Source organism: Panacagrimonas perspica (assembly GCF_004364935.1).
Taxonomy (GTDB): domain Bacteria; phylum Pseudomonadota; class Gammaproteobacteria; order Nevskiales; family Nevskiaceae; genus Panacagrimonas; species Panacagrimonas perspica.
Window position 1 is genome coordinate 624,898 of sequence record NZ_SOBT01000009.1, and the last position, 23,674, is coordinate 648,571.

At 66.8% G+C, this 23,674-nt stretch carries 21 protein-coding genes; 11 read left to right on the plus strand and 10 right to left on the minus strand.

The features are described from left to right. Window positions 1–48: 48 nt before the first annotated feature. Entirely contained in the window at window positions 49–1,008 is a 960-nt protein-coding gene (locus tag DFR24_RS14355; RefSeq protein WP_133882082.1) for a PDR/VanB family oxidoreductase, read from the minus strand. 252 nt (window positions 1,009–1,260) lie between these two features. Between DFR24_RS14355 and gfa the strand changes: the two genes are divergently transcribed. The 4 genes from gfa to pcaF are packed head-to-tail and all read left to right on the plus strand — an operon-like array spanning window position 1,261 to window position 4,434. Then, the gene (gene gfa / locus DFR24_RS14360) at window positions 1,261–1,836 is read left to right on the plus strand and encodes an S-(hydroxymethyl)glutathione synthase (RefSeq protein ID WP_133882083.1); all 576 of its coding nucleotides are present in this window, start codon (window positions 1,261–1,263) and stop codon (window positions 1,834–1,836) included. 25 nt (window positions 1,837–1,861) lie between these two features. Beyond that, window positions 1,862–2,560, plus strand: a complete 699-nt coding sequence (locus tag DFR24_RS14365; protein ID WP_133882084.1) for a 3-oxoacid CoA-transferase subunit A — start codon at window positions 1,862–1,864, stop codon at window positions 2,558–2,560. Then, entirely contained in the window at window positions 2,557–3,204 is a 648-nt protein-coding gene (locus DFR24_RS14370) for a 3-oxoacid CoA-transferase subunit B (RefSeq protein ID WP_133882085.1), read from the plus strand. Before DFR24_RS14365 ends, DFR24_RS14370 begins: the two co-directional genes overlap by 4 nt. 18 nt (window positions 3,205–3,222) lie before the next feature. After that, a complete protein-coding gene (pcaF, locus tag DFR24_RS14375; protein ID WP_133882086.1) occupies window positions 3,223–4,434 on the plus strand; it encodes a 3-oxoadipyl-CoA thiolase in 1,212 nt (403 codons plus the stop codon). A 451-nt stretch (window positions 4,435–4,885) separates the two neighbouring features. Here the strand turns inward: pcaF and DFR24_RS14380 are convergent, their stop codons facing one another. From DFR24_RS14380 to DFR24_RS14410, 7 genes are all read right to left on the minus strand, one after another. Further along, a complete protein-coding gene (locus tag DFR24_RS14380) occupies window positions 4,886–5,284 on the minus strand; it encodes a nuclear transport factor 2 family protein (RefSeq protein WP_133882087.1) in 399 nt (132 codons plus the stop codon). Next, window positions 5,281–6,402, minus strand: coding sequence for a maleylacetate reductase (locus DFR24_RS14385; RefSeq protein WP_246051665.1), 1,122 nt, complete (start codon window positions 6,400–6,402; stop codon window positions 5,281–5,283). The genes DFR24_RS14380 and DFR24_RS14385 overlap by 4 nt, the downstream gene beginning before the upstream one ends. After that, window positions 6,399–7,361 (minus strand): intradiol ring-cleavage dioxygenase, encoded by a 963-nt coding sequence (locus DFR24_RS14390; RefSeq protein ID WP_133882088.1) that lies wholly within the window; start codon window positions 7,359–7,361, stop codon window positions 6,399–6,401. Before DFR24_RS14390 ends, DFR24_RS14385 begins: the two co-directional genes overlap by 4 nt. Beyond that, window positions 7,358–7,876, minus strand: coding sequence for a flavin reductase family protein (locus tag DFR24_RS14395; RefSeq protein WP_210772595.1), 519 nt, complete (start codon window positions 7,874–7,876; stop codon window positions 7,358–7,360). The genes DFR24_RS14390 and DFR24_RS14395 overlap by 4 nt, the downstream gene beginning before the upstream one ends. A gap of 23 nt (window positions 7,877–7,899) precedes the next feature. Next, window positions 7,900–8,217, minus strand: a complete 318-nt coding sequence (locus DFR24_RS14400) for an EthD family reductase (protein WP_133882089.1) — start codon at window positions 8,215–8,217, stop codon at window positions 7,900–7,902. Window positions 8,218–8,230: 13 nt separating this feature from the next. Continuing rightward, complete coding sequence (locus DFR24_RS14405; RefSeq protein ID WP_133882090.1) at window positions 8,231–9,469, minus strand: acyl-CoA dehydrogenase family protein; 1,239 nt, start codon at window positions 9,467–9,469, stop codon at window positions 8,231–8,233. A gap of 427 nt (window positions 9,470–9,896) precedes the next feature. Beyond that, window positions 9,897–11,594, minus strand: a complete 1,698-nt coding sequence (locus DFR24_RS14410) for a sigma-54-dependent Fis family transcriptional regulator (protein ID WP_133882091.1) — start codon at window positions 11,592–11,594, stop codon at window positions 9,897–9,899. 286 nt (window positions 11,595–11,880) lie between these two features. Between DFR24_RS14410 and DFR24_RS14415 the strand changes: the two genes are divergently transcribed. After that, a complete protein-coding gene (locus DFR24_RS14415; RefSeq protein ID WP_162851217.1) occupies window positions 11,881–14,628 on the plus strand; it encodes a helix-turn-helix transcriptional regulator in 2,748 nt (915 codons plus the stop codon). A gap of 93 nt (window positions 14,629–14,721) precedes the next feature. On the opposite strand, the gene DFR24_RS14420 is transcribed toward DFR24_RS14415, so the two are convergent. Next, window positions 14,722–16,104 carry a DUF1329 domain-containing protein gene (locus DFR24_RS14420; protein ID WP_133882093.1) on the minus strand — a complete coding sequence of 461 codons (1,383 nt, stop codon included), beginning with the start codon at window positions 16,102–16,104 and terminating at the stop codon, window positions 14,722–14,724. Window positions 16,105–16,355: 251 nt separating this feature from the next. On the opposite strand from DFR24_RS14420, the gene DFR24_RS14425 reads away from it, so the two are divergent. Together DFR24_RS14425 and DFR24_RS14430 are read left to right on the plus strand one after the other, a co-directional pair. Further along, window positions 16,356–17,405: an aromatic ring-hydroxylating dioxygenase subunit alpha gene (locus DFR24_RS14425; RefSeq protein ID WP_133882094.1), complete on the plus strand. Its 1,050-nt coding sequence runs from the start codon at window positions 16,356–16,358 to the stop codon at window positions 17,403–17,405. Between the two features lie 18 nt (window positions 17,406–17,423). After that, window positions 17,424–17,624: a response regulator transcription factor gene (locus DFR24_RS14430; protein ID WP_133882095.1), complete on the plus strand. Its 201-nt coding sequence runs from the start codon at window positions 17,424–17,426 to the stop codon at window positions 17,622–17,624. Window positions 17,625–17,813: 189 nt separating this feature from the next. On the opposite strand, the gene DFR24_RS14435 is transcribed toward DFR24_RS14430, so the two are convergent. After that, the gene (locus DFR24_RS14435) at window positions 17,814–18,776 is read right to left on the minus strand and encodes a PDR/VanB family oxidoreductase (RefSeq protein WP_133882096.1); all 963 of its coding nucleotides are present in this window, start codon (window positions 18,774–18,776) and stop codon (window positions 17,814–17,816) included. Between the two features lie 261 nt (window positions 18,777–19,037). Here DFR24_RS14435 and DFR24_RS14440 point away from each other — a divergent pair, with 261 nt between their 5' ends. The 4 genes from DFR24_RS14440 (at window position 19,038) to DFR24_RS14455 (ending at window position 23,560) form a co-directional block, all read left to right on the plus strand. Next, window positions 19,038–19,505, plus strand: coding sequence for a MaoC family dehydratase (locus tag DFR24_RS14440; RefSeq protein WP_133882097.1), 468 nt, complete (start codon window positions 19,038–19,040; stop codon window positions 19,503–19,505). A 32-nt stretch (window positions 19,506–19,537) separates the two neighbouring features. Then, window positions 19,538–21,196 carry an alpha/beta fold hydrolase gene (locus DFR24_RS14445; protein WP_133882098.1) on the plus strand — a complete coding sequence of 553 codons (1,659 nt, stop codon included), beginning with the start codon at window positions 19,538–19,540 and terminating at the stop codon, window positions 21,194–21,196. 181 nt (window positions 21,197–21,377) lie between these two features. After that, on the plus strand, window positions 21,378–22,289 hold the full coding sequence (phaZ, locus tag DFR24_RS14450; protein WP_210772308.1) for a poly(3-hydroxyalkanoate) depolymerase: 912 nt from the start codon (window positions 21,378–21,380) through the stop codon (window positions 22,287–22,289). A 134-nt stretch (window positions 22,290–22,423) separates the two neighbouring features. Continuing rightward, a complete protein-coding gene (locus tag DFR24_RS14455; protein WP_133882099.1) occupies window positions 22,424–23,560 on the plus strand; it encodes an alpha/beta fold hydrolase in 1,137 nt (378 codons plus the stop codon). Window positions 23,561–23,674 lie beyond the last annotated feature (114 nt).

Genomic DNA, 23,674 nt, shown 5'->3' on the forward strand with positions numbered 1-23,674 from the left:
TGCGCTCCGTGTTCGAGGGGAATCCCGGACTTCGTCCGGGCTACGGGATCACAGTTCGAGTTCGAGCACCTTCGACTTCGCCCGCGACACGCAGATCATCATCTCCCTGTTCGACGCCTTCTCCGCGGCCGTCAGAACGCTGTCCCGATGATCGACTTCGCCCGCCAGCACCGTCGTCCGGCAGGTCGCACACAACCCTTCGCGACACGAATACGGAACCCCGGCGTCGTTGTCTTCGAGTACTTCCAAAATGCTGCGCCCCGCCGGCACCTCGTAGGACGTCCCGGAATTCTTCAGCACGACCGTGAACGGCTGATCGGCGCTCGCATCCACCGCCGCGGCGGTGAACCACTCGAAGTGGACGCGATCCTGCGGCCGGCTCGCCGTGGCCGCTTCGACCGCCTTCATCAGCGGTCCCGGCCCGCAGGTGTAGACGTGCGCCGTGTCGGGAACGTCCTTCAACGACGCGACGGCATCGAACAGCCGGCCGTCCTGCTCATCGTCGAAATGAAACTGGACGCGCTCGGGTGCCATTGTCCGCAGATCCTCGTAAAACGCCGTCCGCTGTCGATTCCTAGCGCAATAGAACAGTCGCCACGGTTTATGGACCGCCTCACAGGCCCGGATCATCGCCATGATCGGCGTGATGCCGATGCCGCCGGCAACGAACACGCATTCCTCGGCGGCCAGCTCCAGCGGAAAGTTGTTGCGCGGCGCGCTCACGTCGAGCTTCGAACCCACGCGCAAGGTCTGATGCACGAAGCTCGACCCACCACGGCTGTCGCGGGCAAGGCCGACGCCGATGCAGTAGCGGTCGCGCTCGGCAGGGTTGTTACAAAGCGAGTAGTGGCGAATCAGGCCATTGCCCAGGTAGATCTCGAGGTGCGCGCCCGCCGTGAACGCCGGCAACACCCCGCCCTCCGGCGACCGCAGCTCCAAAACCATCACGTCCCGCGCCTCGCAGCGCACGTCGGTCACCGCGAGGCGCAATCGGGAGTTGGTTTGCATCGGAGTGTCGTCGGTAGGCCGCAGATCGATGAGCGCCGCGCGAAGAAGCCGCCGGCACCAGCATCGCCTGACCGTAGCGAATCGGCGCGCGTCGATGCACCGGCCTTTTGGGTCAGTCGTCACTCCGATCTTTTCGGGCGGTGGCGACATGCGTGTGCGGTCTTAGGCTTTCCCTCGACGACACCGGCCCGCCGCATCACGAGGCCCGTGCGACTTCCGACACCTCTGATCCCGCACCAGGAGCACCGCATCATGGCGACCCCCCGCATTCATCCCTCCGTCGACCAGGGCGTGAAAGCCGGCGTCGCGGGATTCGCTGGTGGCACCCTGGAATGCCGTTGCGCGAGCGGGCGCGTCCAGATCAACGTGGCGAGCGACTGCGCGCACAACCACGTCTGCGGCTGCACCAAGTGCTGGAAGCCCGAGGGCGCGCTGTTCTCGATGGTCGCGGTCGTGCCGCGCGACAAGGTCTCGGTGCTCGCGAATGGCGACAAGCTGGCCATCGTCGATCCGGTCGCGACGATCCAGCGTCATGCCTGCCGCGACTGCGGCACGCATCTCTTCGGTCGCATCGAGAATTCCGCGCACGCTTTCTTCGGCCTGGATTTCATCCACCCCGAACTGTCGGCGCAGGCCGGCTGGAGTGCGCCGGGCTTCGCTGCCTTCGTGTCCTCCATCATCGAGTCGGGCTTCGCGCCGGACGGCATGACGGGTGTCCGCACGCGGCTGCAGGAACTTGGCCTCGCACCCTACGACTGCCTGAACCCGCCGCTGATGGATGCGCTGTCCACGCATGCGGCGAAGCGCGCCGGCAAGCTCTCGGCCTGACCCCTCGTTCCGTCGGAGTCTTCCGGTGATCGACAAGTCCGTGGCGACCGCGCTGCAGGCCGTCGCCGATGTCTTCGACGGCGCCCGCGTTCTCGTCGGCGGCTTCGGCACGGCCGGAATGCCGGACGAGCTGATCGATGCGCTGATCGAACAGGGCGCACGCGACCTGACGATCATCAGCAACAACGCCGGCAACGGCGAACACGGCCTAGCCGCGCTGCTGAAGGCCGGACGCGTCGCGAAAGTCGTCTGCTCGTTTCCGCGCCAGTCCGACTCGCATCATTTCGATGCGCTCTATCGCGCCGGCAAGATCGAACTCGAGCTGGTGCCGCAAGGCACGCTCGCCGCACGCATCGAAGCGGCCGGCGCGGGCCTCGGCGGCATCTACACGCCCACCGGTGTCGGCACGCCGCTGGCGACGGGCAAGGAGACGCGACGCATCGGCGATCGCGACTATGTGTTCGAGCTGCCGATCCACGCCGACTTCGCGTTGATCAAGGCGCATCGCGCAGATCGCTGGGGCAACCTCGTCTATCGCAAGGCGGCGCGCAATTTCGGACCGATCATGGCCACCGCGGCGCGCTGCACGATCGCGCAGGTGACGCAGGTCGTGATCCTGGGCGAACTCGATCCGGAAGTCATCGTCACGCCGGGCATCTACGTGCAGCGCGTCGTGAAGATCGACGGCGCCGCGGGGGCCGGCGCGCTCGGAGTCGCGGCATGAAGCGGCTCGATCGCGCACAGATGGCGGCACGCGTGGCGCAGGACATCGCGGACGGCGCCTACGTGAATCTCGGCATCGGGCTGCCAACCTTGGTCGCCAACCATCTGCCGGCCGATCGCGAGATCGTGCTGCAGAGCGAGAACGGCATCCTCGGCATGGGGCCCGCTCCGGATGTCGACGACGAGGATCCGGAACTGATCAACGCCGGCAAGCAGCCGGTGACGCAGCTGCCGGGCAGTTCGTTCTTCCACCACGGCGATTCGTTCGCGATGATCCGCGGCGGGCATCTCGACCTGTGCGTGCTCGGCGCATTCCAGGTGTCGGTGACGGGTGATCTCGCCAACTGGCACACCGGCAAGGAAGGCGCGATTCCCGCCGTCGGCGGCGCCATGGACCTCGCGGTCGGCGCACGCCGCATCGTCGTGATGATGGAACTGATGACCGGCGGCGGCGAGTGCAAGCTGGTCGAGCGTTGCACCTACCCGCTCACGGGCCTGGCCTGCGTGAGCCGCGTGTACACGGATCTGGCGATCTTCGACATCGATCGCAACGGCGTGCGCGTGGCGGAATGCGTCGAGGGTCTGGAATTCGAGGCGCTGCGACGGATGGTGGGTTTCGCGGCGTTACGCGACGGACGCAGCTGATCCACAACGCGACGATCGATGATCCCGGTCTTCATCTGCGACGCGGTGCGCACGCCGATCGGCCGCTACGGCGGCGCGCTGGCGACGGTCCGCGCCGATGATCTCGCGGCGCTGCCGCTGCGCGCGCTGCTCGAACGCAATCCGCAACTCGATCCGGCTGCCGTGCAGGAAGTGATGCTCGGCTGCGCCAACCAGTCCGGCGAAGACAACCGCAATGTCGCGCGCATGAGCCTGCTGCTGGCCGGGCTGCCGGCGAGCGTTCCGGGCGTGACGGTGAACCGTCTGTGCGCATCGGGACTGGATGCCGTCGCGGGCATCGCGCGCGCGATCGGTGGTGGCGAGATCGAGATCGGCATCGCCGGCGGCGTCGAGTCAATGAGTCGTGCGCCGTACGTGCTCGGCAAGCCTGGCGAAGCGTTCTCGCGCGCCGCGAAGCTGGAAGACACGACGATGGGATGGCGCTTCGTGAACCCCGCGATGGCCGCGTCCTACGGCGTGGACCCGATGCCGCGCACGGCCGAAAATGTGGCCGAGCGCTATCGCATCAATCGCGAAGATCAGGATGCGTTCGCGCTGCGCAGCCAGGCGCGCGCGCAGGCGGCGCGAAAATCCGGCTTTCACCGCGACGAGATCGTGCCGGTTCGCCTTCAGGCTACACGTCGCGGGCAGGACGCCATTGTCGTCGACGAAGACGAGCACCCGCGTGCGGACACGACGCTCGAACGGCTGGCGCGGCTCGAGCCGCTGTTCGGACCTGGCTCGACGGTGACGGCCGGGAATTCGTCGGGCATCAACGACGGGGCGGCAGCGATGATCCTGGCGACAGAGAAAGCCGCTCATCGATTCGGCCTGCGTCCGCGCGCGCGTTTTCTCGGCGCGGCGAGCGCGGGTGTCGAGCCGCAATTGATGGGGATCGGGCCGGTGCCTTCGACGCAGGCGCTGCTCGCGCGGTTGTCGTTGGCGATCCGCGCGTTCGACGTCATCGAACTCAACGAAGCGTTCGCAAGCCAGTCGCTCGCGGTGTTGCGCCTGCTCGGCCTTGCCGACGACGCGCCGCAGGTGAATCCGAATGGCGGCGCGATCGCGCTCGGGCATCCGCTCGGCATGAGCGGCGCGCGTCTGGTGATGACCTTGGTTCATCAGCTCGAAGCCACAGCCGGACGACGGGGGCTCGCCACGATGTGCGTGGGGGTGGGACAGGGGGTGTCGATGGCGGTGGAGCGGGTGTGAGTTCGTTTCGCGAGCAGCGCCGTTGGCGTTGATCTCGACGCGGTCGGTCTCGAAGTGAATCGGCGCCCGTAGCCCGGACGAAGTCCGGGAAGCCCCTGATCCGGGCACCCCCTCGAATTGATAGCGCAATCCCGGACTTCGTCCGGGCTACGGTTTTCGCGTCGACGCGCCGCAAGTGAATCCGAATGGCGGCGCACGCCTGGTGATGACCTTGGTTCATCAGCTCGAGGCCGCCGTGGGCGCGCCACGATGTGCGTGGGGTAGGACAGGCGGTGTCGGTGGCGGTCGAGCGGGGTTTGAAATCGTTTTGCGAGTGAGATCCCGGCTTTCACCCGGGCTACGGGCGCTGACTCACTCGGGCTTGGCCGCGTCAAGAATCACGCCCACGTAGCCCGGGTGAAACCCGGGATGCCCCCTCGTTGAACGAGGGGAACCCCGGACTTCGTCCGGGCTACGGTTTGCGCGTCGCCTGGAACGCGACCATGCGCCACGTCTCGTCGCGACGCGTCCAGACCTGCATCGCAACCGCTTCGAGCACCTGCGTTTCGCTCTCTCCACGCCGACGCAACACATAGGTCATCGGGCCGCTCATCACGGCGACGTCGTCCGCGAGAGATCGAATCTTCAGCGTGCCACGACGTACCTCGAGGAATTCGAAGACCTCGCGCGCGTAGGCCAGGTACTCGGTGCGGTTCTGCGTGACACCCGATGTGTGGGCGTAGACCAGATCGTCATCAAACAGATCTGCGAGGCGATCGAAGTCCTGCTCGACCAGCGCACGGCCACGCTCGACCTCGCGCGCGAGCAGTGCGTTCATCGGTTCCGAATCCTGCGGGACGTTGTTGCTCATGCCCGGGCCTCCTTCGAGAGCGCCGCCGGATCCAGCGCGACCGGCACAGCCCCGCTCCACGCGTTCTCCAGCAACGCGAGAATCGGCCCGCGCTCGATCGGTCGCGGATTCCAGTACGGGTTCTGCACGGCGAGATCGGCCGCGCGCGCGAGGTCCGCTTGCTGCAATCCCAGGTCCTTCAGCGCCGTCGTGATCCCCAACGTCAGGTTCAACCGATGCAGCGCGCCGCCGGCGTCATGCGTCACGCCGAGCGCCCGGCACAGGAGCGCCATCGCCTCGGGCGCGTGCGCCGCGTTGTGCGCGATCGAATGCGGCAGCAGCGCCGCATGCGTCTGCGCGTGCGGCAGATTGAAACTGCCGCCCAGCGTGTGGCAAAGCTTGTGATGCAGCGCCATGCCGACGCTGCCGAGCACTGCACCGCACAGCCACGCGCCATACAGGCAGGCTGTTCTTGCCGCAAGATCATCAGCACGTGCACGCAGCGCAACGAGACCGGACGCCAGCGCGCGAATCCCCTCCTCGGCCATCAGGCTCGTCAGCGGACTTCCATCGCGCGCGTAGAGTCCTTCGGCCGCATGCGCGATGGCGTTCAGACCGCTGGCAACCGAAACCTCCACCGGCAGGCCGAGCGTGAGATCCACGTCGTAGATCGCCGTGCGCGGCAGCACGCGATCGTCACGACCGGTGCGCTTCACGCCCTGCTCCGTGATGCCGAAGACGGGCGTCATCTCGGATCCGGAATACGTCGTCGGAATCGCGACGATCGGAAGGTCGAGCTGCAGCGCCATCGCCTTGGCAAGACCGATGGTCGATCCGCCGCCGAAGGTCAGCAGCAGGTCGGCATTCGCAGCCCGCGCCGCCTCGCAGGCACGCTGCGTCACGTCCGCCGGCGTGTGCATCGTCGCGTCGCCGAAGTGCGCGACGCACAGCGCACCCAGCAGCTCGGTGATGGCACGCGTGTCGTCGCGGCGCCCGGCCGTGGTGATCAGCAGCACGCGGCTGCGGCCGAGCCGTTCGATCTCGCTGCGCAGCGAGCACAGGCTCCCAGCGCCGAACACGACGCGCGTCGCCGACGCCTGGTACGTGAAGTCGGCGATCGCAGGAAGCGCTACGCTCACTTGCGATCCGACGCCGGCAGCGGCAGCACGATCAGGTCCCAATGGACGCGCCAGAACGGACCCGCGAATCCGTGGCGCTCGCGCTCCGCACGATCCTCGACGCGCTGGAAGTCCGCGATCAGCGAGGACTTCACGCCGAACACCGTGTCCTGGTCGAGATACGGACAATCCGGATCGAAGATGTGGCTGATCACCGGCTCGTGGCCCGGCGCGTTGACCATCAGGTGCATATGCGCGGCCCGGTTCGGGTGGCGACCGATGCGGCCCAACAGCTTGCCGACCGGACCGTCGTCCGGGATCGCGTAGAAACGCGGACGCACGCTGCGAAACCAGTAGCGACCGTCGGCGTCCGACGTGAAGTTGCCGCGTAGGTTCCAGTCCGGCTGCACGCCCTTCTGCTGCACGTCGTAGAAGCCGTCGTCGTTGGTCTGCCAGACCTCGATGCTCGCGCCGGCCACCGGCTTGCCCTGCGTATCCAGCACGCGACCTTCCACCAGCATCGGCTCGCCCTTGTGATCCAGGCAGATGTCGTCGCCGTTGGCGCGCTTGGGCGAGTTGGGCACGAAGAACGGACCGAGGATCGTATTCTCGGTGGCGCCGCCGGGGCGCCGGTGATTGATCGCGTCGACCAGCATCGTGGCACCGAGCACGTCCGAGAGCAGGATGAACTCCTGGCGCCAGTCGTTGCACTTGTGGCCGGTGTCGGTGAGGAACTGGATCGCCGCCATCAGTTCGTCGTGCGTCGGCTCCACTTCCTTGATGACCTCGTGCAGGTGCTTCACGACGCTGGTCATCACCTGGCGCAGGCGCGGATCGGCGTTCGCGCCCATGCGCGCGTTGACGACCTCGGCCGACGCGGCCTCGGAGAAGTAGCGGATGTCTCCCGGGTCCGCGGCGACGCGGGCCTTCGGGGACGATGCCTGGCTCGTGGTGTTGCGGCTGGGCGTTTCGATGTTCATGCGGCGATCTCCGCGGTGCGTGCGTAGCGGCCATCCTGGTAGATCAACGGCGCGATCTCGTCGGCGCACAGCACTGCCGAGACCTCGCCGATGAAGATGCCATGAGTACCGTAGTGGGTGACATTCCGGACGGTGCAGAAGACGTTGGCCTGCGCATCGACCAGGTACGGCACGCCATCTTCATTCTGCGCCCAGGTCCCGATGCCGAAACGCTCGAGACCGCCGCCGCGCGTGCCGAAGGCCTGCGACAGGTCGACCTGGCTGGTGCGCAGCATGTTCACGCAGAACGTGCTGCTGGCGACAAGCTGCTGGTAGAAACGCGTGGCGTTGTTGATGCACACCAGCAGCGACGCGGGCTCGGCGCATACCGACGTCACCGCAGTGGCCGTGATGCCGTGCCGCTCGCCTTCGTTGACGCAGGTGATGACGCTGACGGTCGTGGCCAGCCGCCGCATCGCGCTGCGAAAGTCCTGCGCCATGTCGTTGGCGACGACGGCGCCGATGTCCTTGCCCATGGGAAGGTTCCTCGTGCTCGGCGTCATCGGCGTGCCACCGAGTCGACGCTGGGAAAGGTCAGGATCGTGACGCCGGCCTGCGCGTAATTCGGCACGTCGGCGCCCGCTTCCTGTCCTGCGGGCGAAGCCAGTGCCGCCTGCATCGACGCTTCGTCGGCGAATTCGCATTCGACGACCGCCGCGTACGGACTCGCACCGTCGCCGGCAGCGACGTGCAGGCCATGGCGCAGCGACAGCAGGCCGGGGAAGCGCGCGACGATCGGCAGGTGCACGTTCACCAGGTGACGTGCGAACTGCTCGCGATCCGCCGGCGGGTGATACAGCGCGATGAGCTTGTGCATGGTCTGTCTCCCCTTAGAACGGCTGGACCAGATCCGGAACGCCGAACAGCACGCGCCCGTAGATGAAGCTGGCGAACTCCGGCAGCACGAAGGCGTGGCGGCTGGCGACTTCGCTGTCGCGCCAGATGCGCTGCAGCGGATTCACGTTGGCGAAGCTGCCGGCGCCGTTGACGCTCAGCAGCATGTTGATGGCGCCGCGACACAGCTGCGCGGCGCGGCCCGTGTCCATGCGGATGCGCGCGCGCGTCACCAGCTCGAGCTTCTGGCGCTGGCTCGCGGCGTAGTCGATGTCGGCGCAGGCGCGCGCGATCAGCAGATGCGCCTGGTCGATGTCGCACATCGCCTCGGCGGTCTTGATCTGGTGCGGCGGCGACTGCGAGGCCTGGTTGTAGATCGTGTAGCTGACGGCCTTGCGCGCGCCCGATCCGAGCGTCGCATCCATCGCGGCGCGGGCGAGGCCGAGCTGCGCGGCGACGAGCACGATCGCCGCCACCGGCACGAACGACGCGTGGTAGTTGTTCTCGTCGGCGTAGGTGCGCGAGTAGTCCCCCGCGGCCATGTCCTCGAAGCGCATCACGCGATGCTCCGGAATGAAGATGTCGTCGGCGACCAGCGTGTTGCTGCCCGACGCACGCATGCCGGCCACGTACCAGGTGTCCTTGATCGTCAGGTCCGTGAATGGGATCAGCGCCAGGCCCACTTCCGGCGAGCCGTCGGCGCGCGTGCCGATGCGGATGCCCAGCGCGCCCCAGTCCGCGTGCAGCGAACCCGAGCCGTAATGCCACATGCCGGACACGCGATAGCCGCCCTCGACGCGCTCACCTTTCTCGGCCGGCGTGAAGATGCCGCAGACGCGGGCGCGCGGCGTGGGGCCGAACACTTCGTCCTGCGCGCGATCGGAGAACAACGTCGCGAACCACGTGCAGACGTTGAGCAGGCAGCAGGCCCATCCGGTGCCACCGTCGGCGCGGCCCACTTCGGCGACGGTCTCGATGAACGTGCGGAACGACGCGCCCTGCCCGCCGCGGTGCTTGGGCACCGAGACGTGGAACAGGTTCTGCTCGTGCAGCGCGTCGATCGAAGCCTGCACGACACGGCGACCGTCCTCGCTCGCCTGCGCGTTGGCCTTGATCAACGGCCGCAACCCGCGCGCCTTGGCGATGATGGATTCATCGGGGCCGGCGGACAGGTCGAACGCGCGCAGCGCGCGGTCGTGCTCGGAAATGAAGCTCGGGGTGCTCAGGTCGTTCATCGCGTACTCCTCCTCGGTGGATGCAGCGCGACCTCGTGCGGATGCCATCGGGTTGCGCTTGCGGTGCGCGATGGATTGCACCGGGTGTGCCAAGCGCGCTGTGCGTCGGCGCGTGTGAGGCAAGTGCTTCATTTCGTGTGGGAGTCCGCGTGGGGCGATGTCGCGGTTTGCAGACGCGTGTGCGAGAGCGTGGTTGTCCGAGACCAGTTCGTATCCGGGTGCGCGAAGCGCTTGGCTGTAATTCGCCACCGCAGCCCGGACGAAGTCCGGGGCTTTTCTCGCAGATCGAAGGGGAATCCCGGACTTCGTCCGGGCTATGGTCGGAGTGGGGCGATGCGCGTGGCCGTGACTCGCTCCCGTAGCCCCGGTGCAACCCGGGGCTTTCTCGCAAATCGGAAAGGAACCCCGGGTTTCACCCGGGCTACGGTCAGTGGCCGCGCAGCGTCGTCGGCTGCAACCGATGCCGCATCTCCGCACGCGTCAGACCCAACATCCGCGCCGCCTGCGAAATGTTGTTCCCCGAACGCCGCAACGCCGCCGCGACCAGCGAGGACTCGACGTCCTTCAACGACGCCACCTGCACGAGCTCATCGGCAAGCCGTTCGTCCAGGCCTTTGGAATCCGCCTCGTCCAGACGTTCGTCGAGACGACCGTCGACACCCGGCGCGAGCAGGCGGCGCTCGAGAATCCGGTGATCGCTGAACAGATGAAAGACGTCGATGGGTTCGTCCTTCAGCGCGATCACGACGGCCCGCTCGATCATGTTCTCCAGCTCGCGCACGTTCCCCGGAAACGCGTACTGCAGCAGTGCATCTACCGCGCGCGGCGTGAATCCGGGGACGTGGCGATCCATCTGTTCGTTGAAGCGCGCGAGGAAGCGGCCGATCAGCGAGGGGATGTCGTCGCGACGATCGCGCAGCGGCGGGATGCGGATCGGGAAGACGTTGATCCGGTGCAGCAGGTCGGCGCGGAACTGGCCTTTCGCGACCAGCTCGTTGAGATCCATGTTGGTGGCGCAGACCAGGCGCACGTCGATGCGACGCTTCTGCGTGGAGCCGACGCGCGTGACCTCGCCTTCCTGCAGTACGCGCAGCAGCTTGGCCTGCGCCGACAGGTTCAGCGTGCCGATCTCGTCGAGGAACAGCGTGCTGCCGTTGGCGGCCTCGAACCAGCCGGCGCGGCTGTGCGTGGCGCCGGTGAAGGCGCCACGCTCGGCGCCGAACAGTTCGCCTTCGAGCAGCGTCTCCGACAGCGCCGCGCAATTGACGGCGAAGAACTCGCGCTCGCCACGCGGGCTGGCGCGATGCAGCGCCTTGGCGAAGATCTCCTTGCCCACGCCGGTCTCGCCGAGCAGCAGCACCGAGGTGCGTACCGGCGCGGCGCGCTGCAGCAGATGCCAGGCCGCAACGAACCCGGGCGATGCGCCGACCATTTCGTTGCCGGCCACGGCAGCCCTGGGCAGCGGTGCCACCGAGCGGCCGGGGAAATGCGATTGCTCCGACAGCTCCCATTCCGACAACGGCCGCCCGACGATGCGGCAGTGCGGCGCGCCGCAGGCCACGCATTCGACTTCCTTGAACAGGATCGGACGTTCCATGAACGCGCTGGTGTAGCCGGAGGCATAGCCGAGCTGGCTCCAGCAGATCGGCTCCGCGCTGACGCCGAACGAACTCAGATGCGCCTCGGCCTCGGCCGAGTGACGCCAGATCAGCTCGCTGTAGTAATGGCCGCGCTCGACGTCGGCCTCGATGCGCACCGGCTCGACCTGCACCATGCCCTCGAGACCGTGCAGCTGCGGCCCGACCAGGAAGGTGTCGATGTCCGGGCGGTCGCAGCGGACCTTCATCGCGGTGATCGCCGCACGCGTGCCCGAGGCATGCCCGATGCGCATCAGGATCTCGCGCGCCTTGCCGATGCCCAGCTCCGTCACCAGTTCGCGCCGCAGGGTCGTCAGCGCCGGCATGTCGAGCAGCACCATGCGGGTGTCGTCGAGCCAGATGTGGCCCTCCTCCGGCGAGAAGCGCAGCCGCGCGACGAGATCGGCGATGTTCCTGCGCGCCGACGCCTCGTTGCCCGGCCCCTCGCCCGGCGGTTCTTCCAGTCTGAGGCGCTTCACCGGGGTCATGGCAGGCAGGTCCGTGGGCGGCCGCGGAGGCGGCCGCTGCCGGCGGCCTGTCGACCCGAGGCCCGAGCGTGGCTCTCCGCGACAGCACCGCGCACCGCCTGACACGGTCGGCCCCGGACGGCGCTCCGAGCGGCCCGCCGTCCCGCCACCGACCGTTTCGGAGGGTGACGCCGCCCGCACCCGCCGCGGGAGACTGTGCCGCGCGCACGACCGCGGGACGCACCCGCGGCGCTGTGCCACATTCAGGCCCAGCCAGACCCATTCGAGTCGACCCGAGGAGGGCGAAGTGGGCAATCAAGCCAAGGGCTGGAGCATTCTCCAGACCAAGCTCATTCCCCCTGCCAAGCGCGGCGGGACGGTCCAGCGCGGGCAGCTGGTGGCGCGCGCGGTGCACGGCGCGCTGGGCCGCCTGGTGCTGATCGTCGCGGGCGCCGGATACGGCAAGACCAGTCTGCTGGGACAGGTGCACGAAGCGCTGCTCGGGCGGTCACGCTCGGTGGGCTGGATCAGCCTCGACGAATCCGACAACGATCTCGCGCGCTTCCTCGCGCACCTGATCGAGCCGATCCGCCGGTCCGATGCGCAGTTCGGCCTGAGCACCGATTCGCTGCTCCGCTCCGGCGTTCCGTTGCCGCCGTCGATCCTGCGCTCCAGCCTGCTCAACGAGCTCACCGCACTGCAGGGCGACCTGTACCTGTTTCTCGACGACTACCACCTGATCACCGACACCGAGGTGCGCGCCACCGTCAACGACCTGCTGCTGGCGACGTTGCCGCGCGTGCACCTGCTGGTGGCCAGCCGCAGCGCCAACGAGCTGCCGATCGGCCGCCTTCGCGCGCTCGGACATCTGGCCGAGATCCAGGCCGAGGATCTCGCGTTCTCCGACGATGAGGCCACCGATCTGCTCGGGCGTTCGGGCCGCTACGCGCTCGATCGCAGCCAGGTCTCGCTGATCCGCGAGAAGACCGAGGGCTGGGCGGCCAGCCTACAGCTCGCGTCGATCGCGTTGCGCGACGCGGACGACGTGCAGCGCGTGCTCGATTCGTTCTCCGGCGAATCGCGCAGCATCGGCGAACTGCTCAGCGCCGAAGTCCTGTCGCGCCAGAGCGCGGAAGTGCGCGAGTTCCTGCTGTTCACGTCGATCCTGCGCCAGTTCAACGCCGGGCTCGCCAACGCGGTGTGCGCCCGCGACAACAGCCGCAGCATCCTGGACACCGTCGAGTCGCAGAACCTGTTCATCTTCTCGCTCGACGATCATCGCAACTGGTACCGGTATCACCACCTGTTCCAGGAATTCCTGCGCCGCCAGCTCACCGACCGGCATCCAGATCTCGTGGCGACCTTGCATCAGCGCGCCGTGGCTTGGCTGACTGCGCAGGGGTCGGTGCCCGAGGCGATCGATCACGCGCTGCAGGCCGGCGACATCGCGCAGGCCGCGGCGCTGCTCGACGAAGCCTCGACCCAGCTCTTCGCCACCGGCCAGATCCGCACGCTCGAGCGCTACGTCGGCATGCTGCCGACCAAGCGCGTGCGCCAGCTGCCGGTGCTGCAACTCGAACTGAGCTGGCACGAACAGCTCGAGTGGCGCTTCGACGAGGCGCGCGAATCGCTGGACTCGGTGACGCGGCTGCTGGACGCGCAGGAATCCGCTCGCACGGCCGATCCGGATCCGGCGCGCCGACAGGAGCTGATCAGCAAGCTCGCGCACCGCCGCATGATGCTCAAGGTCCTCAGCGACGAGCTGTCGACGGTCGTCGAGGACTGCGAGCGCTGGCACGAGAAGACGCCCTCGGAAGATTCCTTCATGGTGGCCTCCGTCGGCACCGCGAAGATGATGGCGCGCCGCGAACACTACGATTTCCAGGATATTCCCGGCCCCGCGGCGGTCATGCGCGAGCGCTTCATCAAGGGCGGCGCGATCTACGGAACGGTGTTTCACGACTGCGCGACCGGCCTTGCGCTGATGGCGCACGGCGACATCGAAGAGGCGACGATCGCAGTGGCGCGCGCCCGTGATTGCGCCGTCAAGCTGCACGGACTGCAATCGAAACTCTCGTCGATGCCGGTCGCGCTGCTCGCAGAACTCGCCTACGAACGCGGCAACACCGTCGAGGCGCGTGACCTGCTGGCGATCCACTGCAGCCTGTCGGTCGAATCGGGATTCGTCGATCACGCCATCGCCCGCTTCGTCACCGCGTCCCGCCTCGACTTCCTCGACAACCGTCCGGACGACGCAACCTCGGCGCTCGACGCGGGCATGAGCATCGCCGCCCGCAAGGGACTGCAGCGTGTGCGGGTGCAACTGCTGGCGGAACGCGCGCGCCAGATGGTGATGTCGGGCCGCGAGAAAACCGTGCGCGAGGTGCTCGACGAAGCGCTTCGCGGTTACGAGGCGCGCATGCCGGTGCCGGGCACGACGCCGACGATGACCGACGAGGCCGTCGCGATCATCTGGGCGCGCGACGCCGCCGCGCACGGCAACCTGCGCGATGCCATCGCGCTGATCCGGCGCTGGCTCAGCTTCGCTCGCACACGTCGCGCCGGACGTTCTGTCGCGCGGCTGTCGGCGGTGCTGGCCGGACTCGTCGCCCGCACGCAGGACATCGCAGCTGCGAGCCGCGTCGTCGTCGAATGCCTGACCGCGACGCCGCGCTTCCTGTTCGTTCGCACGCTGCTCGACGAGGGGCCGTTCATCGTTCCGGTGCTCGAGCATCTGCGCGACACGGTTCCGCAAACGCAGGTCGATCTGCAGGAGAAGGTCCGAAGAATCCTGGACAGCCAGCACGGACGACCGGTGGTCGCCGCTCCGGCCAGGACGCCGGCGGGCGCCGGGCCGGTGGACACCTTGTGTGCGCGCGAGATCGAGATCATCCGTCTCTCCGCGCAGGGCATGCGCACGTCGGACATCTCGAAGTCGGTGTGCCTTTCGGATAGCACCGTGAAGTGGTACTGGAACCGGATCTTCTCGAAGCTCGACGTGCACCGGCGCTTCGATGCGGTGCAGGTGGCGCGGCAGCATGGGTGGATCAATTGACGCCCGCTCGCCCCAGATAGCGACGTCGCGTATCGAGGGACGAGCAGCATCCCCGGGTTTCACCCGGGCTACGCTCCCTCGATACGCGTCTGCTTATTTCCCCAAGCGCTGGATCGCCGTCGTCGTCAGATAGCGGTTGTAGACGTCCTCGCCCTTGTCGGTGTGCTGCGTCGGATAGCCGCCGGTGATCTGCTTGGCCTGCACGAAGCGGCTCATGCGGTTGGACTGGATGTCGTGGAACATGACGCTGGCGAACGACCACGAAGGCTTGCCGTTGACCTTGTACGACGTGTTGCCGTCTTCGTAGACGGAGTACGAAGGGCAGTTGTTCTTCCACGGATTGCCGCGACGGTCGTAGGTCATGTACGACGGGAACAGGCCGTTGCGCACGTCGATGACCAGTTCGCGACGACTCACCGGCGCACGCGGATAGCCCGTCGGCGTGCTCTCAACCACCAGGCACTCGGGGATGAATTCCATCGCCGTGTCGAAGAACGTCTGGTTCTTCGCACCGCCGTGCACCGGCCGCTCCCAATTGGCGTGACGGCCGCCGTACCAGTTGCGTGACATCGCACCGAGGAACGGCGTGCGCTTGAGGATCTTGTAGTTGCCCCAGGTGCCCATCGGATCGCCCGAGCCCCAGGCGTCGGAGAGAAACAGCGAGATGCCCGGCACCAGCGGCTCGAAGCGCTGGTTGGTGGGGAACTGGCGCACGCGCTTGAACGCCGGGAAGTAGCCGTACAGTTCCGGGAACTGACGCTGGTCGTACTTCCAGATATTCAGGAACGAGCTGCCCTTCACGTCGTTGGGCGACACGAAGAACACGGACTGGTAACGCAGCAGGTCCTTCTTTTCCTTCCACACGGGGCCGTCGGCGGACAGCCGCCCGGTGGTGTTCATCTCGCACCACATGAAGTCGTACTGGTAGGCGACTTCGCCGTTGGGATTCAGATCCCAGTCGCGGATCGCGTACTGGGAATAGTCGTGACGTCCCCAGCTCAGCGTGATGTTGGCCATCGCCTCGTAGCCGGAGGTGGGCTCCGGGAACGGATTGCCACCGACCCACGGGCCGCCATCGGTCGTCACGACGTTGCCGCCGGCATCGAGCTTCGCCTTGCCCTTGTTGCGCAGCGTCGCTTCGAGATAGTCGGCCGGGAACAGCTTGGTGATGTCCTTGAGCGGCTCTTGGATCAGGATGCGGCGGCCCATGTCGCGGATCTGCGTGTATACGATGCTGCTAACCAGATCCTTGACGTGTTCGACGTTGTTGGCCGTGAGGATGTCGCCCGGCTTGATCTTGCCCTTGGTGTAGGCCTCGATGCTGACCAGTTCGTCGGGATAGGCCTTCGTGATGTCGCCACCGTTGGCGATGATCGGCCACAGCGGCGCCAGCACGCCGGCGGCCGTGACGCCGCGGGCCGCCTTCTCCAGCAGCGCGCGACGACCGTAGTTGAAATCGTATTTGCGAATTCTCATGTCCCACTCCTCCGTTATGTACTGCTCGGAGGATTGTTCGAGCCGACGGACACGGCGGTCACCGCCCCATTCGGCCGGCTGACGAGGCTTCGCTGCGGGTTCGCCCGCGCCCGCGCCGTGCGTTTCGGAGGGTGATCGCTCGTTTGCCCGCCGTCGAAGATTCGGCGAACGCCCGCGGTCACGAACCGCGGGCCGGCACGGTCAGCGCCGCGCGCTGCCGCACGTCCCGACAACGACAGAGGAGACGAAGCATGTTCGTACGCAACGCGTGGTACTGCGCCGGATGGAACTACGAGGTCACGCAGGGTCGTGACAACCTGGTGGCTCGCGAGATCGCGGGCGAGCGGGTGGTGCTGTATCGCAAGCCGAGCGGTGAGATCGTCGCGCTCGAGGATCGCTGCCCGCATCGGCAGGCCGCGTTGTCGCGAGGACGCAAGGAAGGCGACTCGCTGCGCTGCATGTACCATGGCATGAAGTTCGCGGCCGACGGTGCGTGCACCGAGATTCCGGGACAGTCGGTGATTCCGGAGCGCGCCTGCGTGCGCGCGTTTCCCGTCGTCGAGAAGGACGACTGGATCTGGGTCTGGATGGGCGACGCCGCGAAGGCGGATCCGAAGCTGATCTGCTTCGCCGTCGGACCGAGCCACCCGGACTGGGTGATCCGCACGTCGAAGATGCGCGTCAACTGCAACTATCGCCTGGAGATCGCCAACCTCGCGGATCTCAGCCACCTGGCGTGGGTGCACGAGAACACCGTCGGTGGAAGCCGCAAGTATCCGGAGGCCAAGCCGCAGCACACGCTGACACCACGCGGCATGAACAGCTTCTTCTGGGTTCGCCAGGTGCCGCCGACGGCGGCCGTGGCGCACCTGTTTGCCGAAGGCACGCTGTTCGACCTGCGCTTCGAGATCCAGATGACGGTGCCCTGCAACTGGATCATGCACTTCACGATCTACACCGCCGGCACCGCGACCGAGGGCGATTCCAACGGACAGCTCGTGGCCGACACCTACACCTGCCAGGCGGTCACGCCGCGCGATGCGGATTCAGTGGACTACTACTACTCGTGGGGCGCGAGCCGGGCCACCGAGTTCCCGGGCCTGAGCGACATGCTGCGCGACACGCTGAACATCGCGTTCCGCGAAGACGCCGACGTACTCGAGGCGCAGCACATCCGCGTGAAGGAGCGTCCGCATCTGAAGACGATCGACATCGCGCTCGATGCCGGGCCGGGGAAGATGCTGTGGGTGCTCGACAAGCTGCTCAAGGAAGAAGGCGAGCCGCGCACCGTCGCCGCGTAGCCGCGCGCTTCAGAGGACATGACCGAGCCGGAGCTGCTCAGTCCGCGGGAGGGCCAGGCCATCGAGCTGCTCTCCCTCGGACATTCCAACAAGGAGATCGCCCAGCGGCTGTGCCTGAGCGAGAACACCGTGAAGTTCCATTTGAAGAACGCGTACCGGAAGCTGGTGATCCGGCGGCGGGTGCAGGCGGCGCGGGTGTGGAGGGCGCAGGTCGGGTAGCCCGGGTGAAACCCGGGGTTTCTCTCGCTCATTGAACGGGCATCCCGGGTTGCACCCGGGCTACGCAGGCGGGTGATGCGGCGGCGGGTGCGAACGGCAGGAGCGGGTCATCGCCCCCGTAGCCCGGACGAAGTCCGGGGCTGCGCTCCGTGTTCGAGGGGAATCCCGGACTTCGTCCGGGCTACGGGATCACAGTTCGAGTTCGAGCACCTTCGACTTCGCCCGCGACACGCAGATCATCATCTCCCTGTTCGACGCCTTCTCCGCGGCCGTCAGAACGCTGTCCCGATGATCGACTTCGCCCGCCAGCACCGTCGTCCGGCAGGTCGCACACAACCCTTCGCGACACGAATACGGAACCCCGGCGTCGTTGTCTTCGAGTACTTCCAAAATGCTGCGCCCCGCCGGCACCTCGTAGGACGTCCCGGAATTCTTCAGCACGACCGTGAACGGCTGATCGGCGCTCGCATCCACCGCCGCGGCGGTGAACCACTCGAAGTGGACGCGATCCTGCGGCCGGCTCGCCGTGGCCGCTTCGACCGCCTTCATCAGCGGTCCCGGCCCGCAGGTGTAGACGTGCGCCGTGTCGGGAACGTCCTTCAACGACGCGACGGCATCGAACAGCCGGCCGTCCTGCTCATCGTCGAAATGAAACTGGACGCGCTCGGGTGCCATTGTCCGCAGATCCTCGTAAAACGCCGTCCGCTGTCGATTCCTAGCGCAATAGAACAGTCGCCACGGTTTATGGACCGCCTCACAGGCCCGGATCATCGCCATGATCGGCGTGATGCCGATGCCGCCGGCAACGAACACGCATTCCTCGGCGGCCAGCTCCAGCGGAAAGTTGTTGCGCGGCGCGCTCACGTCGAGCTTCGAACCCACGCGCAAGGTCTGATGCACGAAGCTCGACCCACCACGGCTGTCGCGGGCAAGGCCGACGCCGATGCAGTAGCGGTCGCGCTCGGCAGGGTTGTTACAAAGCGAGTAGTGGCGAATCAGGCCATTGCCCAGGTAGATCTCGAGGTGCGCGCCCGCCGTGAACGCCGGCAACACCCCGCCCTCCGGCGACCGCAGCTCCAGCACCATCACGTCCCGCGCCTCGCAGCGCACGTCGGTCACCTTCAGGCTCAGCCGGTCGTTCGTCGCCGCCATCGCTCGCGTTCTCCTTGCTCCATTACGCATCCGGAACCGGGACTTTTCCCGGCGTGTGCCGCCATGCGGCACGGTATCGGCAGGGCACCGCTTTCTCCAATACCTTTGCCGGGGACGTACGATGCCGGGACGGTATCCGTTCGGGGGGAGCCCTACTCGGATGGGCAGGCGTAAACTGCCCCGGGTACCGATAGCGTGAAAGTCCGCCAAAAGCAGCGGACGCCCGGCGTCACCCATTCAATGCAGCGAGGAGGAGAACCGATGTCCGCGTTGACGATGCAGAACATCGCCGGGAAGGTCGGCGAAGAGCTTGGCGTGACCGACTGGACGACACTCGATCAACCCCGCATCCACAGCTTCGCCGACTGCACCGGCGACCGTCAGTGGATCCACACCGACGTGGAGCGCTCGCGCAAGGAGAGCCCGTTCGGTGGACCGGTGGCCCACGGCATGCTGACGCTCTCGCTGCTGCCGATGTGGCTGTTCGAGCTGCCCGCAGCCCCGGCGGACGCCGGCGCGATCCTGAACTACGGCTTCGACAAGGTGCGCTTCCTGACGCCGGTGAAGTCCGGCAGCCGCGTGCGCGCCCGCATCAAGCTGGTCGCCGCTGCACCCAAGGACAAGGGCCGCCTGCTGCTGACGCAGGAGTACACGGTCGAGATCGAGAACGAGTCCAAGCCGGCGCTGATCGCCGAGCTGCTCGTCATGCTGATGCCCAAGGCCGCGTAACGACGCGCCGGAAAGAATCCAGGAGAGAACCCATGGCCAAGTCCAAGGCCCCGCCGAGACGGGCCCGCCTTCCGTCGCCGCCGTCGCGCTCCGAGCTGCTGCGCCTGGCGCTCGTCATCCTCGGCCGCCTGCGCGGCAACCCCGGTCTGCCGATCCGCCACATCGCGGCGTTCGCGAAGGAATTCCTGCGCATCCTGCGCGGCAAGTCCGCCGTTGCGCCCGCCGCCGGCGACAAGCGCTTCGCCGACGCCGCCTGGAGTTCGGGCCTGAGCGGCGCGCTGGTGCAGGTGTACCTCGCCGCGAGCCAGGAAGCCTACGCGCTGGTCAAGGAACTGGAACTCGAAGGCCGCGACGCCTCCGCCGCGCGTTTCCTGTCGACGATGCTGGTCGAGGCACTGGCGCCGAGCAACAACCCGCTGACGAATCCGGTCGTGCTCAAGCACGTGCGCGAGACGCGCGGCAAGAGCCTGATCCGCGGCTTCCAGCATTTCCTGTCGGATCGTCTGGACAACGCCGGCATGATCTCGATGGTGGATCGCACCGCGTTCGAAGTGGGCCGCAACGTCGCGGCGACGCCCGGCGACGTGGTGTTCCGCAACGAGGTGCTCGAACTGCTGCAGTACAAGCCGCAGAGCGCGGAGGTCTTCGAGATCCCGCTGATGATCGTGCCGCCGCAGATCAACAAGTACTACGTGCTCGATCTGTCGCCCGGCAACAGCTTCGTGAACTACGCCGTGAAGCAGGGCTTCCAGGTGTTCATGGTGAGCTGGCGCAATCCGGGACCGGAGCTGGCGCACCTGTCGCTCGATCACTACCTGCGCGCGCTGCAGGAAGCGCACGAGGCGGCGATGGAAATCACCGGCGCCAAGAAGGTCAGCTTCAAGGGCCTGTGCGCCGGCGGCCTGACCTCGGCGGTCGCGCTGGGCCGCTACGCCGACCAGGGCAAGCTCGACACCGTCAACACGCTCACGCTCAACGTCACCCTGCTCGACATCTCCGGCATGGAGAAGACGAACATGGGCTACTTCCTGACGCCGGACGGCCTGGCCAAGTCGCGCAAGCGCTCGGAGAAGGAAGGCGTGCTGTACGGGTACGAGATGGCCAAGATGTTCGCGTGGCTGCGGCCCAATGACCTGGTGTGGAACTACTGGGTCAACAACTACCTGATGGGCCAGAAGCCGGCCGCGTTCGACGTGCTGTACTGGAACAGCGACAGCACGCGACTGCCGGCCGCGCTGCATCACGACTTCTGCGACATGGTGGCCAAGAACGAGCTCGGCAACGGCGAGACCTACCAGTTGCCGGATGCGACGGTGGACCTGAGCAAGGTCGACATCGAGAGCTTCGTCGTCGCCGGTCGCACGGATCACATCACGCCCTGGGACGCCTGCTACAAGTCGGTGAACCTTCTCGGCGGCCCGTCGCAGTTCGTGCTCGTCAATAGCGGCCACATCCAGACGCTCGTGTGCCCGCCGGGCAAGGGCAAGGCCTCGTACCAGACCGCGGACGTGCTGCCCGAGGATCCGCACGAATGGCTCGCCGCCTCCAAGGCCACCACCGGCAGCTGGTGGGAGCTGTGGATCAAGTGGGCCTCGGAACGCCACGGCAAGAAGAAGCCGGCGCCCAAGACGCCGGGCAGCGAGAGATATCCGTCGATCGGCGCCGCGCCGGGCGATTACGTGCGGGCTTGAGACCATGCCTGGCCTCCAGATCCGCTCGACACCACCGCCCCGGAAGCGTGAATCTTGAAACAGGATTTTCAACGCAGAACCGCAAAGGACACAGAGGTTCGATCGAATCGCTTTTCCTTTGCGCTCTTTGCGTCTCCGCGTTGAATTGCTTCTCTAGCTCCCGCCAGATCCCGCCCCTGCCTTGAACGCTCCCGATCCCCTGCATCCGCCCCCGCGCTCGTTGCTGCTCAAGGAAGTGCGCGTCGGCAGCATGACCCTGCGCGTGGCGCACTGGCCCGGCAAATCGACGCCGGCGCCGATCCTGCTGTTCAACGGCATCGGCGGAAACTTCGAGCTGCTGACGCCCTTCGTCGCCGCACTCGGCGACGTCGAGGTGATCAGCTTCGACATGCCCGGCATCGGCGGCTCGACGTTGCCGCCGTATCCGTATCGCATGAGCACCGTGGCGCGCCTGGCCGTGCACGTGCTCAAGAAGATGGGACACGAGCGCGCCGACGTGATCGGTGTCTCCTGGGGCGGCGCGCTGGCGCAGCAGTTCGCGCACACCGCGCCCAGCCGCTGCCGTCGCCTGGTGCTGTGCGCGACGATGGCCGGCTCGCCGCTGGCCTGGCCCGCGTCGCCGTCGGTGTTCTGGAAACTGCTGAGCCCGCAGCGCTATCTCAAACCCGGCTACATGGAACGCGAGGCCGGACGCCTCTACGGCGGACGCTTCCGCTGGGACAAGGCGCTGACGCGCGACTACGCCTCGCGCATCCGCAAGCCGAGCCGCGCGGGCTACCTGCTGCAGCTCAACGCGATCACCGGATGGACCAGCGCACTGTGGGTCTGGCGGCTGCGCCAGCCGACGCTGGTGCTGGCCGGCGCCGATGATCCGATCTGCCCGCCGCTCAACGGCCACATCCTGGCCAAGCTGATTCCGAATTCGCGGCTCGAAGTGCTGGACGAAGGGCATCTGTTCGTCATCGCACAGCCGCAGATCACCGCCGACCTCGTCCGCGATTTCCTCGAAGGCGAGAACGCGGTGCAGACCAAGTCCGAGCATCGCAGGCCGTGGAGCGCGGCGATGCATGCGGATGAATCTGGTTCCGCCTAGATGGGTTTTCACCGCAGAGGCGCAAAGGTAAAAGAAAGGGCGCAAAGATTTTCTTGCGAGGCTTTTCTCTGCGCCCTTTCTTTTACCTTTGCGCCTTTGCGGTATTCCTTTATTTCCATGTCCCAAGGTCGTCGATGAGCCCTACCCCCGTGGTCGAACGCACCAATTTCCAGAAAGCCCTGCTCGCCATACCCGCCTACTGGCCGGTGGAGTGGGCGCGCCAGATCCGCAAGCGCGGCACGAACCTGCCCAAGGACTGGGTCAGTTATGTGCGGGCCGCCCGCTCGATCACGTTCCCGGACTATCCGGATTGGGTGACGCCGAACACGCTGGCGTTCGAGTCGCAGACGATGCTGCTGCGCGACTTCTCCGACGCCGATGCGCCGGCCGATGCCATCCCGGTGATCATCGATGCGCCGTACGCCGGCCATCCGTCGACGATCGCCGATTACGCCGACGGCCAGAGCCTGGTGCAGACCTTGAAGGCGGGCGGCTGCAAGCGCGTGTACGTCACCGACTGGAAGAGCGCGACGCACGAGATGCGCAACTTCGGCATCGACAAATATCTGTCCGACCTCAACGACGCCATCGATGCCGTCGGCGGCCGCGCGCATCTCGTCGGCCTGTGCCAGGGCGGCTGGCTGTCGGCGATGCACGCCGCGCGCTTCCCCGGCAAGGCGGTGTCACTGGTGCTCGCCGGTGCGCCGATCGACACGCACGCGGGTCATGGCCCGGTGACGAAGATGGCGCAGCGCACGCCGTTCAACTTCTATCGCTCGCTGGTCGCGATGGGCGGCGGACGCATGCGTGGCCGCTTCATGCTGCAGGGCTGGAAGAACATGCACCCGGACGAGCATTACTGGGGCAAGTACATCGACCTGTTCGACAACATCACCAACCCGCAGTACGTGGAACGCGCGCGACATTTCTCGCGCTGGTACGAGCACGTCGTCGACCTGCCGGGCCGCATGTACCTGGAAGCGGTGAAGCACCTGTTCAAGCTCAACCGCCTGGCGCGTGGCGAGTTCGTGGCGCTCGGCGAGCGCATCTCGCTGAAGACCATCACCGTGCCGGTGTATCTGCTCGCGGGTTCGGACGACGACATCACGACTCCGGAGCAGGTGTTCAACGCCGAGAATCTCGTGGGCACGCCCAAGTCGCAGATCCGCAAGGAGCTGGCACCGGGCGGGCACATCGGCCTGTTCATGGGCGCCAAAACGCTCAAGCAGCAGTGGGCGCGGATCAGCGAGTGGATCGTGAAGCAGGGCTGAGCCCTGCTTCACCACCGTAGGCGTGGGTATCCGTCAGGATGACGATCCTGAATCCTTGAAGTAGCCCGGGTGAAACCCGGGGTTGCGCTCGATATTCGAGGGGGATCCCGGGTT

Excerpts from the sequence above, each read along its gene's own strand:
- DFR24_RS14355 (WP_133882082.1), bottom strand. The coding sequence starts at position 1,008 with ATGCAAACCAACTCCCGATTGCGCCTCGCGGTGACCGACGTGCGCTGC.
- gfa (WP_133882083.1), top strand. The coding sequence starts at position 1,261 with ATGGCGACCCCCCGCATTCATCCCTCCGTCGACCAGGGCGTGAAAGCC.
- DFR24_RS14370 (WP_133882085.1), top strand. The coding sequence starts at position 2,557 with ATGAAGCGGCTCGATCGCGCACAGATGGCGGCACGCGTGGCGCAGGAC.
- pcaF (WP_133882086.1), top strand. The coding sequence starts at position 3,223 with ATGATCCCGGTCTTCATCTGCGACGCGGTGCGCACGCCGATCGGCCGC.
- DFR24_RS14380 (WP_133882087.1), bottom strand. The coding sequence starts at position 5,284 with ATGAGCAACAACGTCCCGCAGGATTCGGAACCGATGAACGCACTGCTC.
- DFR24_RS14390 (WP_133882088.1), bottom strand. The coding sequence starts at position 7,361 with ATGAACATCGAAACGCCCAGCCGCAACACCACGAGCCAGGCATCGTCC.
- DFR24_RS14395 (WP_210772595.1), bottom strand. The coding sequence starts at position 7,876 with ATGGGCAAGGACATCGGCGCCGTCGTCGCCAACGACATGGCGCAGGAC.
- DFR24_RS14400 (WP_133882089.1), bottom strand. The coding sequence starts at position 8,217 with ATGCACAAGCTCATCGCGCTGTATCACCCGCCGGCGGATCGCGAGCAG.
- DFR24_RS14405 (WP_133882090.1), bottom strand. The coding sequence starts at position 9,469 with ATGAACGACCTGAGCACCCCGAGCTTCATTTCCGAGCACGACCGCGCG.
- DFR24_RS14410 (WP_133882091.1), bottom strand. The coding sequence starts at position 11,594 with ATGACCCCGGTGAAGCGCCTCAGACTGGAAGAACCGCCGGGCGAGGGG.
- DFR24_RS14420 (WP_133882093.1), bottom strand. The coding sequence starts at position 16,104 with ATGAGAATTCGCAAATACGATTTCAACTACGGTCGTCGCGCGCTGCTG.
- DFR24_RS14425 (WP_133882094.1), top strand. The coding sequence starts at position 16,356 with ATGTTCGTACGCAACGCGTGGTACTGCGCCGGATGGAACTACGAGGTC.
- DFR24_RS14430 (WP_133882095.1), top strand. The coding sequence starts at position 17,424 with ATGACCGAGCCGGAGCTGCTCAGTCCGCGGGAGGGCCAGGCCATCGAG.
- DFR24_RS14435 (WP_133882096.1), bottom strand. The coding sequence starts at position 18,776 with ATGGCGGCGACGAACGACCGGCTGAGCCTGAAGGTGACCGACGTGCGC.
- DFR24_RS14440 (WP_133882097.1), top strand. The coding sequence starts at position 19,038 with ATGTCCGCGTTGACGATGCAGAACATCGCCGGGAAGGTCGGCGAAGAG.
- DFR24_RS14445 (WP_133882098.1), top strand. The coding sequence starts at position 19,538 with ATGGCCAAGTCCAAGGCCCCGCCGAGACGGGCCCGCCTTCCGTCGCCG.
- DFR24_RS14455 (WP_133882099.1), top strand. The coding sequence starts at position 22,424 with ATGAGCCCTACCCCCGTGGTCGAACGCACCAATTTCCAGAAAGCCCTG.